Genomic DNA, 14669 nt, shown 5'->3' on the forward strand with positions numbered 1-14669 from the left:
CTTCGATGATCGCTTCGAGCTCCGCATGTTGACGAAGTCGCCATCACCGGCGCGTGCCGCTATGCCTGCCATGCTCCGGCAGTCTGTCGATAATTTCCGCGATACTTTCGGGATTGTACGGCATCGCCTGGCGACGCGCCCGGCGCGCTACCCGAAAATCCTGTGGTCGGTCTGGGTCGTGGCCTGGCTTTTGCTGACGATCGCGGTGTCGCTCCGTTTCGACCATCTTGCGGGCACCATGGCGAGGCAGTGGGCTTTAGGCTCGACCAATGTCTTCCGCATCGCCGAGTTTTTTACCTTCTTCGGCCTAGGCGGCTGGTATCTTGTCCCGTCGGTACTGGTGCTGATTGCTGCGAATCTGACGGATTGGCGCAGCCTTTCCCGGCGCGCGCGGATGACCTTCTACAACTGGACCTGCTTTGCTTTCATGGTGCTGGGTTCGATCGTACTCTCGGCCATGGTCGTCAACGTGCTGAAATATGGCGTGGGCAGAGCCAGGCCAATGAATTTCGACAAGCTCGGCGATCTGTCGCTGCATCCTTTTTCCATGGAGGCGCGCTTTGCCAGCTTCCCATCCGGCCATGCCACGACCATGGGTGTCATTTTCGGCATTGCGCTGCTGTTGTTGCCCCAGCGCAGATGGGTGCTGCTGGCTGCAACCTTGTCGGTCGCATCGACCCGAATCTTTATCGGCGCGCACTATCCGAGCGACACTGTCGCCGGATTCGGCCTTGGCTGTGCTGTTGCCATCGTCTGCGCGATGGTGCTTGGCCGGCTGGGATGTATCTTCCGCTACACGGCGTCGGGGTTGCCGGTGGCAAAAACTACGTTCCGCCTATTCCGTCGGGCTCGCAAACCAAACCAAAACGATGCGCCGAGACAGACGAATTTCCGCATTGGAGCAGCGCCGGCAGGCAACTGAATTGCTGACGCCTTTGGAACCATCTAAGACCACCCCAGCTAGCTGTCGATGCCACCCCAGCTCCGCACCAGCCGAGCCATGTCGGGCGCGCCGGCGCCGTCCTTCTCCAGCCCTTCGGCGACACCGACGCGGTCGGCGACAGGCCGGTTCTGGCTGACTTTCCACTTGCCGCTGATTTCGGCGATCTCGATCTCAAGCCCGACAATGCCCTTGATCTGCGACTGGATGAAGGTCGGCGGCGCATCGGTCACCGCCCAGGGTGCCTCGCGGGCGCCTTCCTGTGACAGCGTCAACTCGGTGATCTGCTGTGCGATCCAGGCGGAATCCTCGATCACTCTGACGGTTCCTCGCACCTGGACAATGGCGTAGTTCCAGGTCGGCACGACCTTGCCGGTCTCGCGCTTGGTCTCGTACCAGGACGGCGTCACGTAGGCGTCGGCGCCCTGGAAGACGACCAGCACCGGCGATGTCGGATCGTCGGCCAGCTGACGCCATTGCGGGTTGGCCCTGGCCAGATGGGCGCGCAGCCGGCCATTCGGCCCAACCTCGGCATCAAGCAGGAAGGGAATGGCATTAGCGACCGGGCCATCGGCGCCGTTGGAGATCAGCAACCCCAGCGGATGCGTCCGGATCAGCCCGTGCAGGACGTCCGGCCGCGTTTCCTGGAAATGGGGAGGCTGGTACATGATCGGTCATGCTCTTCCGCTGGCTGAACCGGCATTGTGCACCGTTCAGCCGAGCCGCGCCACATGTCAGGCTGGCTTCACCGTTTGGATCAGCCGAAATGGCACAGTCGCGCCCATGATGGGCACGACTGTGCACGGCATCGGACCGGGAGTTTTTGTTTTGACGCAATTCCGGACGGAAAACCCGTTTACACTTTTCCTGGAATGCTCTTAGCGCAGCCGCTTCGGCCGCGGATCGGACAATTCGCCGGCCAGCCGCCGGTCGAGATAGTCGGCGCATTCCTCGAGCAGCAGATCGGCGTCGTTGGCGAAGAAGTGGTTGGCGCCTGGCAAGGTCTTCTGCGTGATGGTGATGCCCTTTTGCGTGTGCAGCTTGTCGACCAGGCCCTGCACATCCTTGGGCGGCGCCACTTTGTCGGCATCGCCATGGATGATCAGACCCGATGACGGGCAGGGCGCCAGGAACGAGAAATCATAGGTGTTTGGCTGCGGCGCGATCGAGATGAAGCCCTCGATCTCGGGCCGGCGCATCAGAAGCTGCATGCCGATCCAGGAGCCGAAGGAATAACCGGCCACCCAGCAGCTCTTGGAATCCGGATGCAGCGACTGCACCCAGTCGAGCGCTGCGGCGGCATCCGACAATTCGCCGGTGCCGTGGTCGAATTCGCCCTGGCTGCGGCCGATGCCGCGGAAGTTGAAGCGAAGAGTGGTGAAATCGCGCTTCTGGAACATGTAGAAGAGGTCATAGACGATCTTGTTGTTCATCGTGCCGCCGAATTGCGGGTGCGGATGCAACACGATGGCAATCGGCGCGCTCTTTTCCTTGGAAGGCTGGTAGCGGCCCTCCAGGCGGCCAGCCGGACCGGTGAAAATGACCTCAGGCATGAAATACTCCAAATGGCATACGAATGCGCGGCGCCCGGAACAACTCTTTACTCCAGCCCCAGCCCTTCCGGGCCTTGACGCAGGGCAAGCGTCTTCTTAGAAGCTAGTTTAGAATTGTTCAAAACTGGATAGCCAGCCGTGACGGCCCGGCCATCCTCGCCGCAAGCCGCGTAAATAGGACGTCTTGCCTTGCAATTTCAAGGAAATAACGCGCTATCCTTGCGGAAAGGGTCTTGACGGGATCGATTGGGTGAAAATGGCCGCAGCACGCGCCTATCTCGACTACAATGCCAGCGCGCCGCTCATTGCCGAGGCGCGCGAGGCGATGATTGCCGCGCTCGATCTCGTCGCCAATCCGTCGTCGGTGCATGCCGAGGGGCGCGCGGCGCGGCGCCTGATCGACACTGCCCGGCGCGATGTGGCGGCACTTGTCGGCGCCAAGGCCGAGCATGTCGTCTTCACCTCCGGCGCGACGGAAGCCGCATCGACGCTGCTGACGCCGGATTGGCGGATGGGCCGTGGCACGGTGCGCATGAGCCGGCTCTATGTCTGCGAGGCCGACCACCCTTGCCTGTTGAACGGCGGCCGCTTCCCGGCAACACAGGTTTCGCGGATCGGCGTCGACGCCGATGGCATCGCCGACCTCGCTCAGCTCACAGCCGCTCTGGCCGCGCATGACAAGGCCGAAGGCCTGCCGTTGGTCGCGATCCATGCGGCCAACAACGAGACCGGCGTCATCCAGCCCATTGAAGCCATCGCCGCGATCGTCAAGGCGGCGGGCGGCATTCTGGTGGTCGACGCGGTGCAGGCTGCGGGCCGTGTTCCCATCGATATGTCAGCGGCTTACGCCGACTATTTGATTCTGTCTTCGCACAAGATCGGCGGCCCCAAGGGTGTCGGCGCCGTCGTTGCGGCAGCCGATCTGATGATGCCGAAGCCGCTGATCAATGGCGGCGGCCAGGAAAAGGGCCATCGCGGCGGCACCGAAAACCTGGCGGCCATCGCCGGCTTTGGCGCCGCGGCGCGGCAGGCTTTGGCGGGACTGAAAGACGTCGAAGCGATCGCGCAACGCCGCGGCGAGGTCGAGAAAACACTCAAAACGCTGGTGCCGGACGCAGAAATCTTCGGAACCGGCGCGCCAAGGCTTGCCAATACGACATTCTTCGCTATTCCCGGCATCAAGGCCGAGACGGCGCAGATCGCGTTCGATCTGGCTGGCGCGGCGCTGTCGGCGGGATCGGCCTGTTCGTCGGGCAAGGTCGGGCCGAGCCATGTGCTGAAAGCCATGGGTTACGGCGACAGCCTGGGCGCTTTGCGCGTGTCCATCGGCCACGCAACGAGTGCCGGGGATATCGAACTGTTCCGTGCTGCGCTGGCCGGAATTGCCCAGCGCCGGGCGGGCAGGGAACAAGCCGCCTGAGGCGGCGACAAAGATTCAGGCCTCGCGGCCTGGTAGAGCCGTGCGTTTGCAAGTGGCCGGGTGAATTCCCGGCCGAGACGCACTATATGAAACTTACGCCGCCTTCGGCGCCTCATGGGCAGCCCTCGGCGATGCCATAGTTTGAAAACTGTCGGGCCTTGACCCCGGCGTGGATGGAGAACGCTTATGCCTGCTGTGCAGGACACGATCGATCGGGTCCGAAAGATCGACGTCGACCAGTACAAATACGGATTCCAGACAGAGATCGCGATGGACAAGGCCCCCAAGGGCCTGAGCGAAGACATTATTCGCTTCATCTCGGCCAAGAAGGATGAACCGTCCTGGATGCTGGAATGGCGTCTGGAAGCCTATCGGCGCTGGCTGACCCTGGAAGAGCCGACCTGGGCGCGCGTCCATTATCCGAAGATCGACTTTCAGGACCTCTATTACTACGCGGCGCCCAAGAGCACGCCCGGCCCGACCTCGCTGAGCGACGTCGATCCCGAGCTGTTGAAGGTCTACGAGAAGCTCGGCATTCCGCTGAGGGAACAAGAAATCCTCGCCGGCGTGCAGAAAACCGACGTCTCCGATCTCGAGGAGCCCAGCGACAACGTCTACAAATCGGGCCGTGTCGCCGTCGACGCGGTGTTTGATTCCGTTTCCGTCGTCACCACGTTTAAGAAGGAGCTGGCGCAGGCCGGCGTCATCTTCTGCTCGATCTCGGAGGCCATCCGCGAGCATCCGGAGCTGGTGCAGAAATATCTCGGCTCGGTCGTGCCGACCTCCGATAATTTCTACGCCACGCTGAATTCGGCTGTCTTCACCGACGGCTCGTTCGTCTTCGTGCCCAAGGGCGTGCGCTGCCCGATGGAGCTGTCGACCTATTTCCGCATGAACGAGAAGAACACCGGCCAGTTCGAGCGCACGCTGATCATCGCCGAGGAGGGGGCTTACGTCTCCTATCTCGAAGGCTGCACGGCGCCGCAGCGCGACGAGAACCAGCTGCATGCCGCCGTCGTCGAACTGGTGGCGCTCGACGATGCCGAGATCAAATATTCGACGGTGCAGAACTGGTACCCCGGCGATGCCGAGGGCAAGGGCGGCATCTACAATTTCGTCACCAAGCGCGGCGACTGCCGCGGCCACCGTTCGAAGATCTCGTGGACACAGGTCGAGACCGGTTCGGCGATCACCTGGAAATATCCGAGCTGCATCCTGCGCGGCGACGATTCCTCCGGCGAGTTCTATTCGATCGCCGTGTCGAACGGCTACCAGCAGGTCGACAGCGGCACCAAGATGATCCATCTCGGCAAGAACACGTCGAGCCGCATCATCTCCAAGGGCATCGCCGCCGGCTTCTCGCAGAACACCTATCGCGGCCAGGTTTCGGCGCACCGCAAGGCGACCAACGCCCGCAACTTCACCAATTGCGATAGTCTCCTGATCGGCGACCAGTGCGGCGCGCACACCGTGCCCTACATGGAAGCCAAGAATTCGACGGCGCAGTTCGAGCACGAAGCGACGACGTCGAAGATTTCCGAGGACCAGAAATTCTACGTCATGCAGCGCGGCATTCCCGAGGAAGAGGCGATCGCGCTGATCGTCAACGGCTTCGTCAAGGATGTCATCCAGCAGCTGCCGATGGAGTTCGCGGTCGAAGCGCAGAAGCTTATCGGCATCAGCCTCGAGGGCTCGGTCGGCTGACCGGACAATATATATCCAGGAAAGAAAAAATGCTTGAGATCAAGAATCTGCATGCCCGCATCGTCGATGACGGCACCGAGATCATCCGCGGCCTGAACCTGACGGTGAAAAACGGCGAGGTCGCCGCCATCATGGGCCCGAACGGCTCGGGCAAATCGACGCTGTCCTACATCCTCGCCGGCCGCGAGGACTATGAGGTCACCGAAGGCGACATCCTCTATAACGGCCAGTCGATCCTCGAAATGGACCCGGCCGAGCGCGCCACCGCGGGCATCTTCCTCGCCTTCCAGTATCCGATGGAGATACCGGGTGTCGCGACCATGGAATTCCTGAAGGTGGCGATGAACGAGCAGCGCAAGGCGCGCGGCGAGGAGCCGCTAAAAATTCCGGAATTTTTGAAGCGGGTGAAAGAGGCGGCAGCCTCGCTCTCGATGGAGATGGCGATGCTGAAGCGGCCGCTCAATGTCGGCTTTTCCGGCGGCGAGAAGAAGCGCGCCGAGATCCTGCAGATGAAGCTGCTGGAGCCAAAACTTTGCGTGCTCGACGAGACCGATTCCGGCCTCGACATCGACGCGCTGAAGATCGTCTCTGACGGCGTCAACGCGGTGCGTTCGCCCGACCGTGCCATCATCGTCATCACCCACTACCAGCGCCTGCTCGAGCACATCGTGCCCGATAGCGTGCACGTCCTATACAAGGGCCAGGTGATCAAGTCCGGCGACAAGTCGCTGGCGCTCGATCTCGAAGCCAATGGCTATGCCGGCGTGATCGGCGAAGCCGCGTGAGATGCCAGGTCATTTTGTACCAAAAGACAGGGCCAAGCTTATGAACATGCATTCGACACCCCAGCGCACCCAGGCTGAAACGGCGTTGATCGACGCTTTCGGCGAGCGGCTGTCGCTGCTGCCGGGCGACGGTGCGGTGATGCTGAAGCGCGACGACGCCATCGAGGCGATCAAGCACGGCCTGCCGACGCGGCGCATCGAATCCTGGCATTACACTGACCTGCGCCGGCTGTTGACCGCGGTGCCGGCGTTCGATCCGACAGCCGCCGCCAAGGGGCTGGCGCCCATCGTCGAAGGTTCCGCCGTGCTGGCGGTTCTGAACGGCGTCTCGAGTGCGAAATTCCCCGCGATCGAGGGCGTGACGATCCAGCGCCTGTCGGAAAAGCTGACCGACGGCTCGATTGCACCCGGCCTCGACCCCTATGGCAGCGATGACGCCATCGGCGCGCTGAACACTGCTTTCGTCGCCGACGGCTATTTCGTCGACATCGCCGATGGCGCAGCACTGGAAAAGCCGATCGAATTGCAGAACCTGCAAGCCGGCGGACAGACCCATGTGCGCTTTCCCGTGCGTGTCGGCGCCGGCGCCAAGGCTGCGATCGTCGAGCGTCAGGCGGGCGAGGGCGCGGCTCTGGCCAGCTCCGTCAGCCAGCTGGTGCTGGACGAAGGCGCCGAGGTGACCTGGCTGATCATTCAGGAACAGCCGGAGACGGCCACCCATCTGGCGCAGTTCAAGGCGCATCTCGGCAAGAATTCGAAACTGACACTGTTTTTCATGAATGCCGGCGGCAAGCTTGTGCGCCAGGAGATCGTGGTGAAGACCACGGGCGAAGGCGCCGACTTCAAATTGCGCGGCATCAACCTGCTCGCCGGCGACACCCATACCGACGTGACAATGGTGCTCGACCATGCCGTGCCGCATACGACGTCGACGGAAGTAATCCGCAATGTCGTGACCGGCAAGGCGCGCGGCGTCTTCCAGGGCCGCATCAACGTCCACCAATACGCGCAGAAGACCAACGCCAAGATGGCCTGCAACACGCTGCTTCTGTCGGATGATGGCGAGTTCTCGACCAAGCCGGAGCTCGAAATCTTCGCCGATGACGTCATCTGTGGCCATGGCGCGACCGTCACCGAGATCGACCACAACCATCTGTTCTATCTGATGGCGCGCGGCATCGACGAGAAGAGCGCCCGCGGCCTGCTGGTCAAGGCGTTCGTCGCCGAAGTGATCGAGGAACTGGACGACGAAACCATCGTCGAGGCCCTGGAAACAAGGCTCGACGACTGGTTTGTGGCGCACGGGTAAGCGCCTCTTTCCCTTCTCCCCTTGTGGGGTCCGAAGGACGGGCGAGGCAAGTGACTCGCCCCGGGCGATGGCCGAGCGAAGCTCGGTCGGATGAGGGGTGCGTGACGAAGTGAGGCGGTGCCTCAAGAGAGCTTGTAATGGACCAGAAGATCGAAACCACCCCATACGACGTCGAGGCGATCCGCCGCGACTTCCCGATCCTGTCGCGCGAAGTCTACGGCAAACCGCTGGTCTATCTCGACAATGGCGCCTCGGCTCAGAAGCCGCAGGTGGTGCTGGATACGATCCAGCACGCCTATTCCCAGGAATACGCCAACGTCCATCGCGGCCTGCATTTCCTGTCCAATGCCGCGACCGACGCGTACGAAAAGGCGCGTGAGACGGTGCGCCGCTTCCTCAACGCGCCGAGCACCGACAACATCATCTTCACGTCGAACACGACAGCCGCGATCAACACGGTTGCTTACGGCTATGGCATGCCCAACATCGGCGAGGGCGACGAGATCGTGCTGTCGATCATGGAGCATCACTCCAACATCGTGCCGTGGCATTTCATCCGCGAGCGGCAGGGCGCCAAGCTGGTGTGGGTGCCGGTCGACGATCTCGGTGTCTTCCACATCGAGGACTTCGAAAAGCGCCTGACCGACAAGACCAAGCTCGTCGCCATCACCCAGATGTCGAATGCGCTGGGCACGGTGACGCCGATCAAGGAAATCGTGCGCATCGCCCATGCACGCGGCATTCCGGTGCTGGTCGACGGCAGCCAGAGCGCCGTGCACATGCCGATCGACGTCCAGGACCTCGACTGCGATTTCTTCGTCTTCACCGGTCACAAGGTTTACGGGCCGTCCGGCATCGGCGTGCTTTACGGCAAGAAGGATATTCTCTCGGCCATGCGCCCTTTCATGGGCGGCGGCGAGATGATCGAGGAAGTGGCGGAAGACGTCGTCACCTACAACGAGCCGCCGCACCGCTTCGAGGCCGGCACGCCGCCGATCGTCCAGGCGATCGGGCTGGGCGCAGCATTGGAATACATGGAAAAGATCGGCCGCGAGCGCATCGCCGCGCACGAGGCCGACCTCAAGACCTACGCGCACGAGCGGCTGCGCGCCATCAACTCGCTGCGCATCTTCGGCGACGCGCCGGACAAGGGCGCCATCATTTCCTTCGAGTTGCAGGGCATTCATGCCCATGACGTGTCGATGGTGATAGACAGGCAAGGTGTTGCCGTCCGCGCGGGCACCCATTGCGCCCAGCCGCTGTTGAAACGCTTTGGCGTAACCTCCACATGCAGGGCATCGTTCGGCATGTATAATACCAGGGCCGAAGTCGACGCTTTGGCCGATGCGCTGGAAAAAGCGCGCAAGTTCTTCGGGTGACAGGTTCTTTGGATGACGACCATGGATGATGCGAGCCACACCACCGCGCCGGAAGCAGCCATCAATCCGCTGGTTTCCGCCTCGGCCATTCCCGCCGACGAACTGGCGCGGCTGACCGACGACATCGTCTCGGCGCTGAAGACGGTCTATGACCCGGAAATACCGGCCGACATCTATGAGCTCGGCCTCATCTACAAGATCGACATCGAGGACAACCGCGCGGTCAAGATCGACATGACGCTGACCGCGCCCGGCTGTCCGGTGGCCGGCGAAATGCCCGGCTGGGTGGAAAACGCCGTCGGCGCCGTCGAAGGCGTCTCCGGCGTCGAGGTCAACATGACCTTCGACCCGCCCTGGTCGCCCGACCGCATGTCGGAAGAGGCGCAGGTGGCGGTGGGCTGGTACTAGGTTGACTGAGGTTGGTGCACTTGCACCAGTGGTAAAACTTCACCATTTTAGGTGAGGAATCATTCGGCAGGCCTTGAACCTGCATGGAATGGAAGAGGAAAAAGAATGGGACGCTTCGCCGTCATCACGATGACCGAAAAGGCAGCCGACCGGGTGCGCGAGATCGTCGCTACGCGCGACAATGCGCATGGCATTCGCCTCGGCATCAAGAAGGGCGGCTGCGCCGGCATGGAATACACGGTCGACCTGGTGACCGAGCCCAACACCAAGGACGACCATATCGAGCGCGACGGCGCGCATGTCTATGTCGCGCCCGAGGCTGCGCTTTTCCTGTTCGGCACCGAGATGGATTTCGAGCAGACGACGCTGCGCACCGGCTTCACCTTCCACAACCCGAACCAGAGTTCGGCCTGCGGCTGCGGCGAATCCGTCGAACTCAAGCCCGCCGACCTGAAGGCGCTGGCTGAGGCGCGCGCTTCCGCCTGATCTTCCTTCTCCCCGTTCACGGGGAGGTGAGGAATGGTCCGCGCAGCGGGCGAAAAGCCAATTGGTTGGCTTTTCGAATGACGAACGGCCCGAAGGGCCGGGTGAGGGGCAGCGCTAACCATCGGAAGTCGCGCTCCGAGCCCTCACTTCACCCACATCTTCGTCCGCTTGTGCCAGTCGGCGATCGATTCCTCGGGATAGACGTCGAACGCCTTGTCCTTTTTGCCGATCACCGGCTCGACCCAACTCGCCTTGTATTTCAACATCAGATGCACCTTCTCCGGCGGCTTCGGCAGCTCGCTGTCGATTGCCGAGGCGAAGGGGTGGACCAGGTCCGGCCATGTCGGATCGTAGAGCCAGAGCGCCGAACCGCACTTCTTGCAGAAATTGCGCTCGCCCGTCGAAATCTCACACTTTGGATGCTCGTCGTCCGCGATCTCTGCCTGGTAGACGCCGAGATTGCGCTTGCCCTTGATTTTCAGCGTCTTGTAATCGGCGCCGAGATTGATGGCGAAGCCGCCGCCGCCCTGCTGCTTGCGGCAGATCGAGCAGTAGCACAGCATGAACGGCACCGGCGTGTTGCTCTCCACCTCGAAATGGACGGCATCGCAGCGGCAGGATCCCTTGAGCAGCAGCGGCATGACAAAACTCCGACGGATGGCTCTCAACTTGCCAGCATGGTTTTTGGTTGCAGCCATGGCAAGCCCGGTGACATGATTGCGGCATGGACAATGAACGCATCGAAGAACTGTTCGAAGGCCTCGGCCCGGTCAGTATCCGAAAACTGTTCGGCGGCAAGGGTATCTATTTCGACGGCGTCATCGTCGCCATCGTGCTGCGCGGCGAATTGCTGCTCAAGGCTGACGAGCAAAGCGCGCCCGACTTCGAAGCCGCCGGCTGCAAGCAATGGACCTATACCGGCACCCGCCACGGCAAGCTGGTTGCGATGCCGTACTGGAGCATTCCCGACGACGCGTTTGATGATCCTGACGAGATGAGGGTGTGGGCGCGCCGGGCTTATGAGGCGGGACGAAGGGCGGGGAAGTGAACCGGGACCGCCGCGTTTCTTCCCACCCCCCTCTGTCCTGCCGGACATCTCCCCCGCAAGGGGGGAGATCAGTTGTCACATTGGCCTTCGCCAATCACCAACGTTGAAAATGGGAGCCTGCGGCTAAGCTGTTAATCTCCCTCCTTGCGGGGGAGATGGCCGGCAGGCCAGAGGGGGTGCTGTCCCGCCGACGTAGGCGATCCTACAGCGCCTTCGCAATCCTCGCCGCCAACCGCGCATTGTTCTCGACCAGCGCGATGTTGGTCTTCAAGCTCCGGCCGCCGGTCAGTTCGAGGATTTTGCCCAACAGGAACGGCGTCACCGCCTTACCGGTCACATTCTGCACTTCCGCCGCCTTCTGCACGGCCTCGATATAGCCGGCCATCTCGTCGGCCGGGATTTCATCGTCCTGCGGCACCGGGTTGGCGATCAGCATGCCGCCGACCAGGCCAAGTGCCGCCCTGGTCTTGTAGAAATGCGCGATCTCTTCCGGTCTGTGCAGGGTCAGCGGCGCGCGGAACGGCGAATGCCGCGACCAGAAGGCCGGCATCGTCTCGCAGCCATGGCCAATCACCGGCACGCCGCGCGTCTCCAGCACTTCCAGGGTCTTTTCGATGTCGAGGATCGCCTTGGCGCCGGCCGAGACGACGATGACCGGGGTGCGCGCCAACTCGTCGAGATCGGCCGAGATGTCGAAGCTTTTTTCCGCGCCCTTGTGGACGCCGCCAATGCCGCCGGTGGCGAACACCTTTATCCCGACCATGTCGGCCGCGATCATGGTGGCGGCGACCGTGGTGCCGCCGGTGCGGCCTTGCGCCACCGCAAAGCCGAGATCGGCGCGCGACAGCTTCATGGCGTCGCCGGTCATCGCCAGCGACTCGCGCTCGCCGTCGGAAAGCCCGATCTTGATGCGGCCGGCGACCACGGCGATCGTCGCCGGCACCGCGCCATTGTCCAGGATTATCTTTTCGACATTGGCGGCCATGGCGCCATTGTCGGGGTAAGGCATGCCATGGGTGATGATGGTGCTTTCCAGCGCCACGACGGGGCGGCCAGCGGCGAGCGCCTCGGCCACGGGCGCGTGGAGGTCGATGAAGGGGCGGGCGCTTTGCGGTGTCATGATGGTCTCCGATCCGGAGATCCGCGCGTCCGCTTGGACGTCGCGCTCCGGCAATGGCAATTGGCCGCCCTCATGCCATTTCCTGCGCGTCGGGCACAAGAGCCAGTGCCTCGGTGAAGGTCGCAATCGTGAAGGCCGGAACCGCGTCGGCGCTTTCAATGGCCAGCGTGGCGGCGGCAACGCCCTCGCGCAATGCCTGGCGCAGGGGCAGGCCGCGCAGCAGGGCAGCGATGGTGGCGCCGGCCAGCGCGTCGCCGGCGCCGGTGACGTCGGCGACTTTTCTCGGCGCCGGCGGCAGGATAGAGAAGGCGCCGGCTTCGTCGAATCCCAGCACCGGGCCGTCGCCCGCCGTCACCACGCCACTGGTGAGGCCGCTGCAGCGCAGTCCGTCGACGGTCTCGCGCTCGGTGGCATTGGCATCGACGCCGGCCAGCACCATGGCCTCGCGCCGGTTCATGAAGACCTGCGCGAGTTCCTTCAGCACCGGTATCAGCCGCACCACCTTGGCCGGCGAAATGGCGATGGCGAACACCGGCTTGCCGGCGGCGAGCCCCACCAGCCGCTCCAGCGCCGTTGATGGCAGATTGGCGTCGCAGAGCACCGCATCGGCCTCGGCGACCACCTCGCGCACCTTGGAGCGGCGGATCTGCTTGGGGAACGCCAAATCGTAGAGCGCCATATCGGCAAAGCCGGTGATCAGCTCGCCGTCGCGATCGATCAGCGCCGTGTAGCTCGGCGTCGTGCGGTCGAGGAAAACCGCCGACAGGTCGGCAATGCCGGAGTCGGCGATGGCGCGCGCAACCGTCTCGGCCGAGGCATCGCCGCCGCGCACCGACAAAAGCGAGGCCGAGACGCCGCGCCGCACCAGGCTGCGCAGCGCGTTGAAGACGCCGCCGCCGACATCCTCGCGCATCGTGCCGGGGTTGGACGCCGCGGGCACGTACGTGCCCGACACCTGGCCGCGGCGATCGATATGGGCGCCGCCCACCGCCAGTATCTTTGCTGATTTCACCATGCCGGCGATATGACCTTTGTTATTCGAGCCGCACAAGCGCTACGCTGTGCGGCGGAGCTTCGCAGGCAAGCCGGCGATTCGGCCGATCGAAACAGCCGGCGCGTCTGGCCCAATGGTGGATACATCCGGAAACGAAACCATGAGACAAAAAAAGAACAAATCCGGATAAAGGTTGCTTTTCAGATATTTGACCCCTCTTGCCAAACGAGAACAAAAGTAGTACAAAATGGGCAGGGATTACGGATTGTCCGGCCTTCATTGACGACCAAGGGGTGATGTATCATGGCTCAGAATTCTTTGCGGCTTGTAGAGGACAAAGCGGTGGACAAATCAAAGGCTCTGGACGCGGCGCTGTCGCAAATCGAGCGCGCCTTCGGCAAGGGCTCGATCATGCGGCTTGGCGCCAACGAGCAGGTCGTCGAGATCGAAACCGTGCCGACCGGATCGCTGGGCCTCGACATCGCGCTTGGCGTCGGCGGCCTGCCGCGCGGCCGCATCGTCGAGATCTACGGGCCGGAAAGCTCGGGCAAGACGACACTGGCGCTGCACACAGTTGCCGAAGCCCAGAAGAAAGGCGGTATCTGCGCCTTCGTCGATGCCGAGCACGCACTCGATCCGGTCTATGCCCGCAAGCTCGGCGTCGATCTGGAAAACCTCTTGATCTCGCAGCCGGACACCGGCGAGCAGGCGCTGGAAATATGCGACACGCTGGTGCGTTCAGGCGCCATCGACGTGCTGGTCGTCGATTCGGTGGCGGCGCTGACGCCGCGCGCCGAAATCGAAGGCGAGATGGGCGATTCGCTGCCCGGTCTCCAGGCGCGTCTGATGAGCCAGGCGCTGCGCAAGCTGACCGCCTCGATCTCGCGCTCCAACACCATGGTCATCTTCATCAACCAGATCCGCATGAAGATCGGCGTGATGTTCGGTTCGCCCGAGACCACGACCGGCGGCAACGCGCTGAAATTCTACGCTTCGGTGCGCCTCGACATCCGCCGCATCGGCTCGGTCAAGGACCGCGACGAGGTCGTCGGCAACCAGACCCGCGTCAAGGTGGTCAAGAACAAGCTGGCGCCGCCCTTCAAGGTGGTCGAGTTCGACATCATGTATGGCGAGGGCGTCTCCAAGACCGGCGAACTGGTCGATCTCGGCGTCAAGGCCGGCGTGGTCGAGAAGTCCGGCGCCTGGTTCTCCTACAATTCGCAGCGTCTCGGCCAAGGTCGCGAAAACGCCAAACTGTTCCTGCGCGACAATCCCGACACGGCGCGTGAGATCGAACTTGCGCTGCGGCAGAATGCCGGGCTGATCGCCGAGAAATTTCTTGAAAATGGCGGCCCCGAGCGCGGCGAAAGCGACGACGGCTTCGAGGAAGAATCCGGCGCCATGTAGGGCACGGCCAGAGTTCGGCCATAAAAATCCAGTCTATTATCCGATGCTTAAGTAACCGAGTTCTTTAGTATTGCGTTTCAAACCGCCGGCCTTCGCGCCGGCGGTTTTCGTTTTTG

General features: G+C 62.7%; 15 protein-coding genes. 10 read left to right on the forward strand and 5 right to left on the reverse strand.

Annotation, left to right across the window (positions count from 1 at the left end):
- Positions 1-25 precede the first annotated feature (25 nt).
- Entirely contained in the window at positions 26-922 is an 897-nt protein-coding gene (locus NLY33_RS18305) for a phosphatase PAP2 family protein (protein WP_023706431.1), read from the forward strand.
- Between the two features lie 38 nt (positions 923-960).
- On the opposite strand, the gene NLY33_RS18310 is transcribed toward NLY33_RS18305, so the two are convergent.
- Positions 961-1608 carry an FMN-binding negative transcriptional regulator gene (locus tag NLY33_RS18310; RefSeq protein ID WP_023706432.1) on the reverse strand — a complete coding sequence of 216 codons (648 nt, stop codon included), beginning with the start codon at positions 1606-1608 and terminating at the stop codon, positions 961-963.
- 210 nt (positions 1609-1818) lie between these two features.
- Entirely contained in the window at positions 1819-2493 is a 675-nt protein-coding gene (locus tag NLY33_RS18315) for an alpha/beta hydrolase (protein WP_023669128.1), read from the reverse strand.
- 256 nt (positions 2494-2749) lie between these two features.
- On the opposite strand from NLY33_RS18315, the gene NLY33_RS18320 reads away from it, so the two are divergent.
- From NLY33_RS18320 to sufA, 7 genes are all read left to right on the forward strand, one after another.
- A complete protein-coding gene (locus NLY33_RS18320) occupies positions 2750-3913 on the forward strand; it encodes a cysteine desulfurase family protein (protein WP_023706433.1) in 1164 nt (387 codons plus the stop codon).
- Positions 3914-4099: 186 nt separating this feature from the next.
- Positions 4100-5617, forward strand: a complete 1518-nt coding sequence (sufB, locus tag NLY33_RS18325; protein ID WP_023706434.1) for a Fe-S cluster assembly protein SufB — start codon at positions 4100-4102, stop codon at positions 5615-5617.
- Between the two features lie 29 nt (positions 5618-5646).
- On the forward strand, positions 5647-6402 hold the full coding sequence (gene sufC, locus NLY33_RS18330; protein ID WP_023706435.1) for a Fe-S cluster assembly ATPase SufC: 756 nt from the start codon (positions 5647-5649) through the stop codon (positions 6400-6402).
- A gap of 40 nt (positions 6403-6442) precedes the next feature.
- A complete protein-coding gene (gene sufD / locus NLY33_RS18335) occupies positions 6443-7711 on the forward strand; it encodes a Fe-S cluster assembly protein SufD (RefSeq protein ID WP_286438816.1) in 1269 nt (422 codons plus the stop codon).
- A gap of 137 nt (positions 7712-7848) precedes the next feature.
- Positions 7849-9090, forward strand: coding sequence for a cysteine desulfurase (locus NLY33_RS18340; protein ID WP_023706437.1), 1242 nt, complete (start codon positions 7849-7851; stop codon positions 9088-9090).
- A gap of 21 nt (positions 9091-9111) precedes the next feature.
- Positions 9112-9498, forward strand: coding sequence for an SUF system Fe-S cluster assembly protein (locus tag NLY33_RS18345; RefSeq protein ID WP_023709315.1), 387 nt, complete (start codon positions 9112-9114; stop codon positions 9496-9498).
- Between the two features lie 105 nt (positions 9499-9603).
- Positions 9604-9984 (forward strand): Fe-S cluster assembly scaffold SufA, encoded by a 381-nt coding sequence (sufA, locus tag NLY33_RS18350; RefSeq protein WP_013532156.1) that lies wholly within the window; start codon positions 9604-9606, stop codon positions 9982-9984.
- Positions 9985-10127: 143 nt separating this feature from the next.
- On the opposite strand, the gene NLY33_RS18355 is transcribed toward sufA, so the two are convergent.
- Positions 10128-10625, reverse strand: coding sequence for a GFA family protein (locus tag NLY33_RS18355; RefSeq protein ID WP_023706439.1), 498 nt, complete (start codon positions 10623-10625; stop codon positions 10128-10130).
- An 83-nt stretch (positions 10626-10708) separates the two neighbouring features.
- Here NLY33_RS18355 and NLY33_RS18360 point away from each other — a divergent pair, with 83 nt between their 5' ends.
- Positions 10709-11032 (forward strand): TfoX/Sxy family protein, encoded by a 324-nt coding sequence (locus NLY33_RS18360; RefSeq protein WP_023669120.1) that lies wholly within the window; start codon positions 10709-10711, stop codon positions 11030-11032.
- A gap of 202 nt (positions 11033-11234) precedes the next feature.
- Here NLY33_RS18360 and NLY33_RS18365 read toward each other — a convergent pair whose 3' ends face one another.
- Both NLY33_RS18365 and NLY33_RS18370 read right to left on the reverse strand, forming a co-directional pair.
- Entirely contained in the window at positions 11235-12152 is a 918-nt protein-coding gene (locus NLY33_RS18365) for a pseudouridine-5'-phosphate glycosidase (protein ID WP_023709316.1), read from the reverse strand.
- A 70-nt stretch (positions 12153-12222) separates the two neighbouring features.
- A complete protein-coding gene (locus NLY33_RS18370) occupies positions 12223-13167 on the reverse strand; it encodes a carbohydrate kinase family protein (protein ID WP_023709317.1) in 945 nt (314 codons plus the stop codon).
- 282 nt (positions 13168-13449) lie between these two features.
- Here NLY33_RS18370 and recA point away from each other — a divergent pair, with 282 nt between their 5' ends.
- Positions 13450-14553: a recombinase RecA gene (gene recA, locus NLY33_RS18375; RefSeq protein ID WP_023669117.1), complete on the forward strand. Its 1104-nt coding sequence runs from the start codon at positions 13450-13452 to the stop codon at positions 14551-14553.
- Positions 14554-14669 lie beyond the last annotated feature (116 nt).

Source organism: Mesorhizobium sp. C432A, from assembly GCF_030323145.1.
Classification (GTDB): Bacteria; Pseudomonadota; Alphaproteobacteria; order Rhizobiales; family Rhizobiaceae; genus Mesorhizobium.

Coding starts and splice junctions, on each gene's coding strand:
- NLY33_RS18305 (WP_023706431.1), top strand. CDS start 26: ATGTTGACGAAGTCGCCATCACCGGCGCGTGCCGCTATGCCTGCCATG.
- NLY33_RS18310 (WP_023706432.1), bottom strand. CDS start 1,608: ATGTACCAGCCTCCCCATTTCCAGGAAACGCGGCCGGACGTCCTGCAC.
- NLY33_RS18315 (WP_023669128.1), bottom strand. CDS start 2,493: ATGCCTGAGGTCATTTTCACCGGTCCGGCTGGCCGCCTGGAGGGCCGC.
- NLY33_RS18320 (WP_023706433.1), top strand. CDS start 2,750: ATGGCCGCAGCACGCGCCTATCTCGACTACAATGCCAGCGCGCCGCTC.
- sufB (WP_023706434.1), top strand. CDS start 4,100: ATGCCTGCTGTGCAGGACACGATCGATCGGGTCCGAAAGATCGACGTC.
- sufC (WP_023706435.1), top strand. CDS start 5,647: ATGCTTGAGATCAAGAATCTGCATGCCCGCATCGTCGATGACGGCACC.
- sufD (WP_286438816.1), top strand. CDS start 6,443: ATGAACATGCATTCGACACCCCAGCGCACCCAGGCTGAAACGGCGTTG.
- NLY33_RS18340 (WP_023706437.1), top strand. CDS start 7,849: ATGGACCAGAAGATCGAAACCACCCCATACGACGTCGAGGCGATCCGC.
- NLY33_RS18345 (WP_023709315.1), top strand. CDS start 9,112: ATGGATGATGCGAGCCACACCACCGCGCCGGAAGCAGCCATCAATCCG.
- sufA (WP_013532156.1), top strand. CDS start 9,604: ATGGGACGCTTCGCCGTCATCACGATGACCGAAAAGGCAGCCGACCGG.
- NLY33_RS18355 (WP_023706439.1), bottom strand. CDS start 10,625: ATGCCGCTGCTGCTCAAGGGATCCTGCCGCTGCGATGCCGTCCATTTC.
- NLY33_RS18360 (WP_023669120.1), top strand. CDS start 10,709: ATGGACAATGAACGCATCGAAGAACTGTTCGAAGGCCTCGGCCCGGTC.
- NLY33_RS18365 (WP_023709316.1), bottom strand. CDS start 12,152: ATGACACCGCAAAGCGCCCGCCCCTTCATCGACCTCCACGCGCCCGTG.
- NLY33_RS18370 (WP_023709317.1), bottom strand. CDS start 13,167: ATGGTGAAATCAGCAAAGATACTGGCGGTGGGCGGCGCCCATATCGAT.
- recA (WP_023669117.1), top strand. CDS start 13,450: ATGGCTCAGAATTCTTTGCGGCTTGTAGAGGACAAAGCGGTGGACAAA.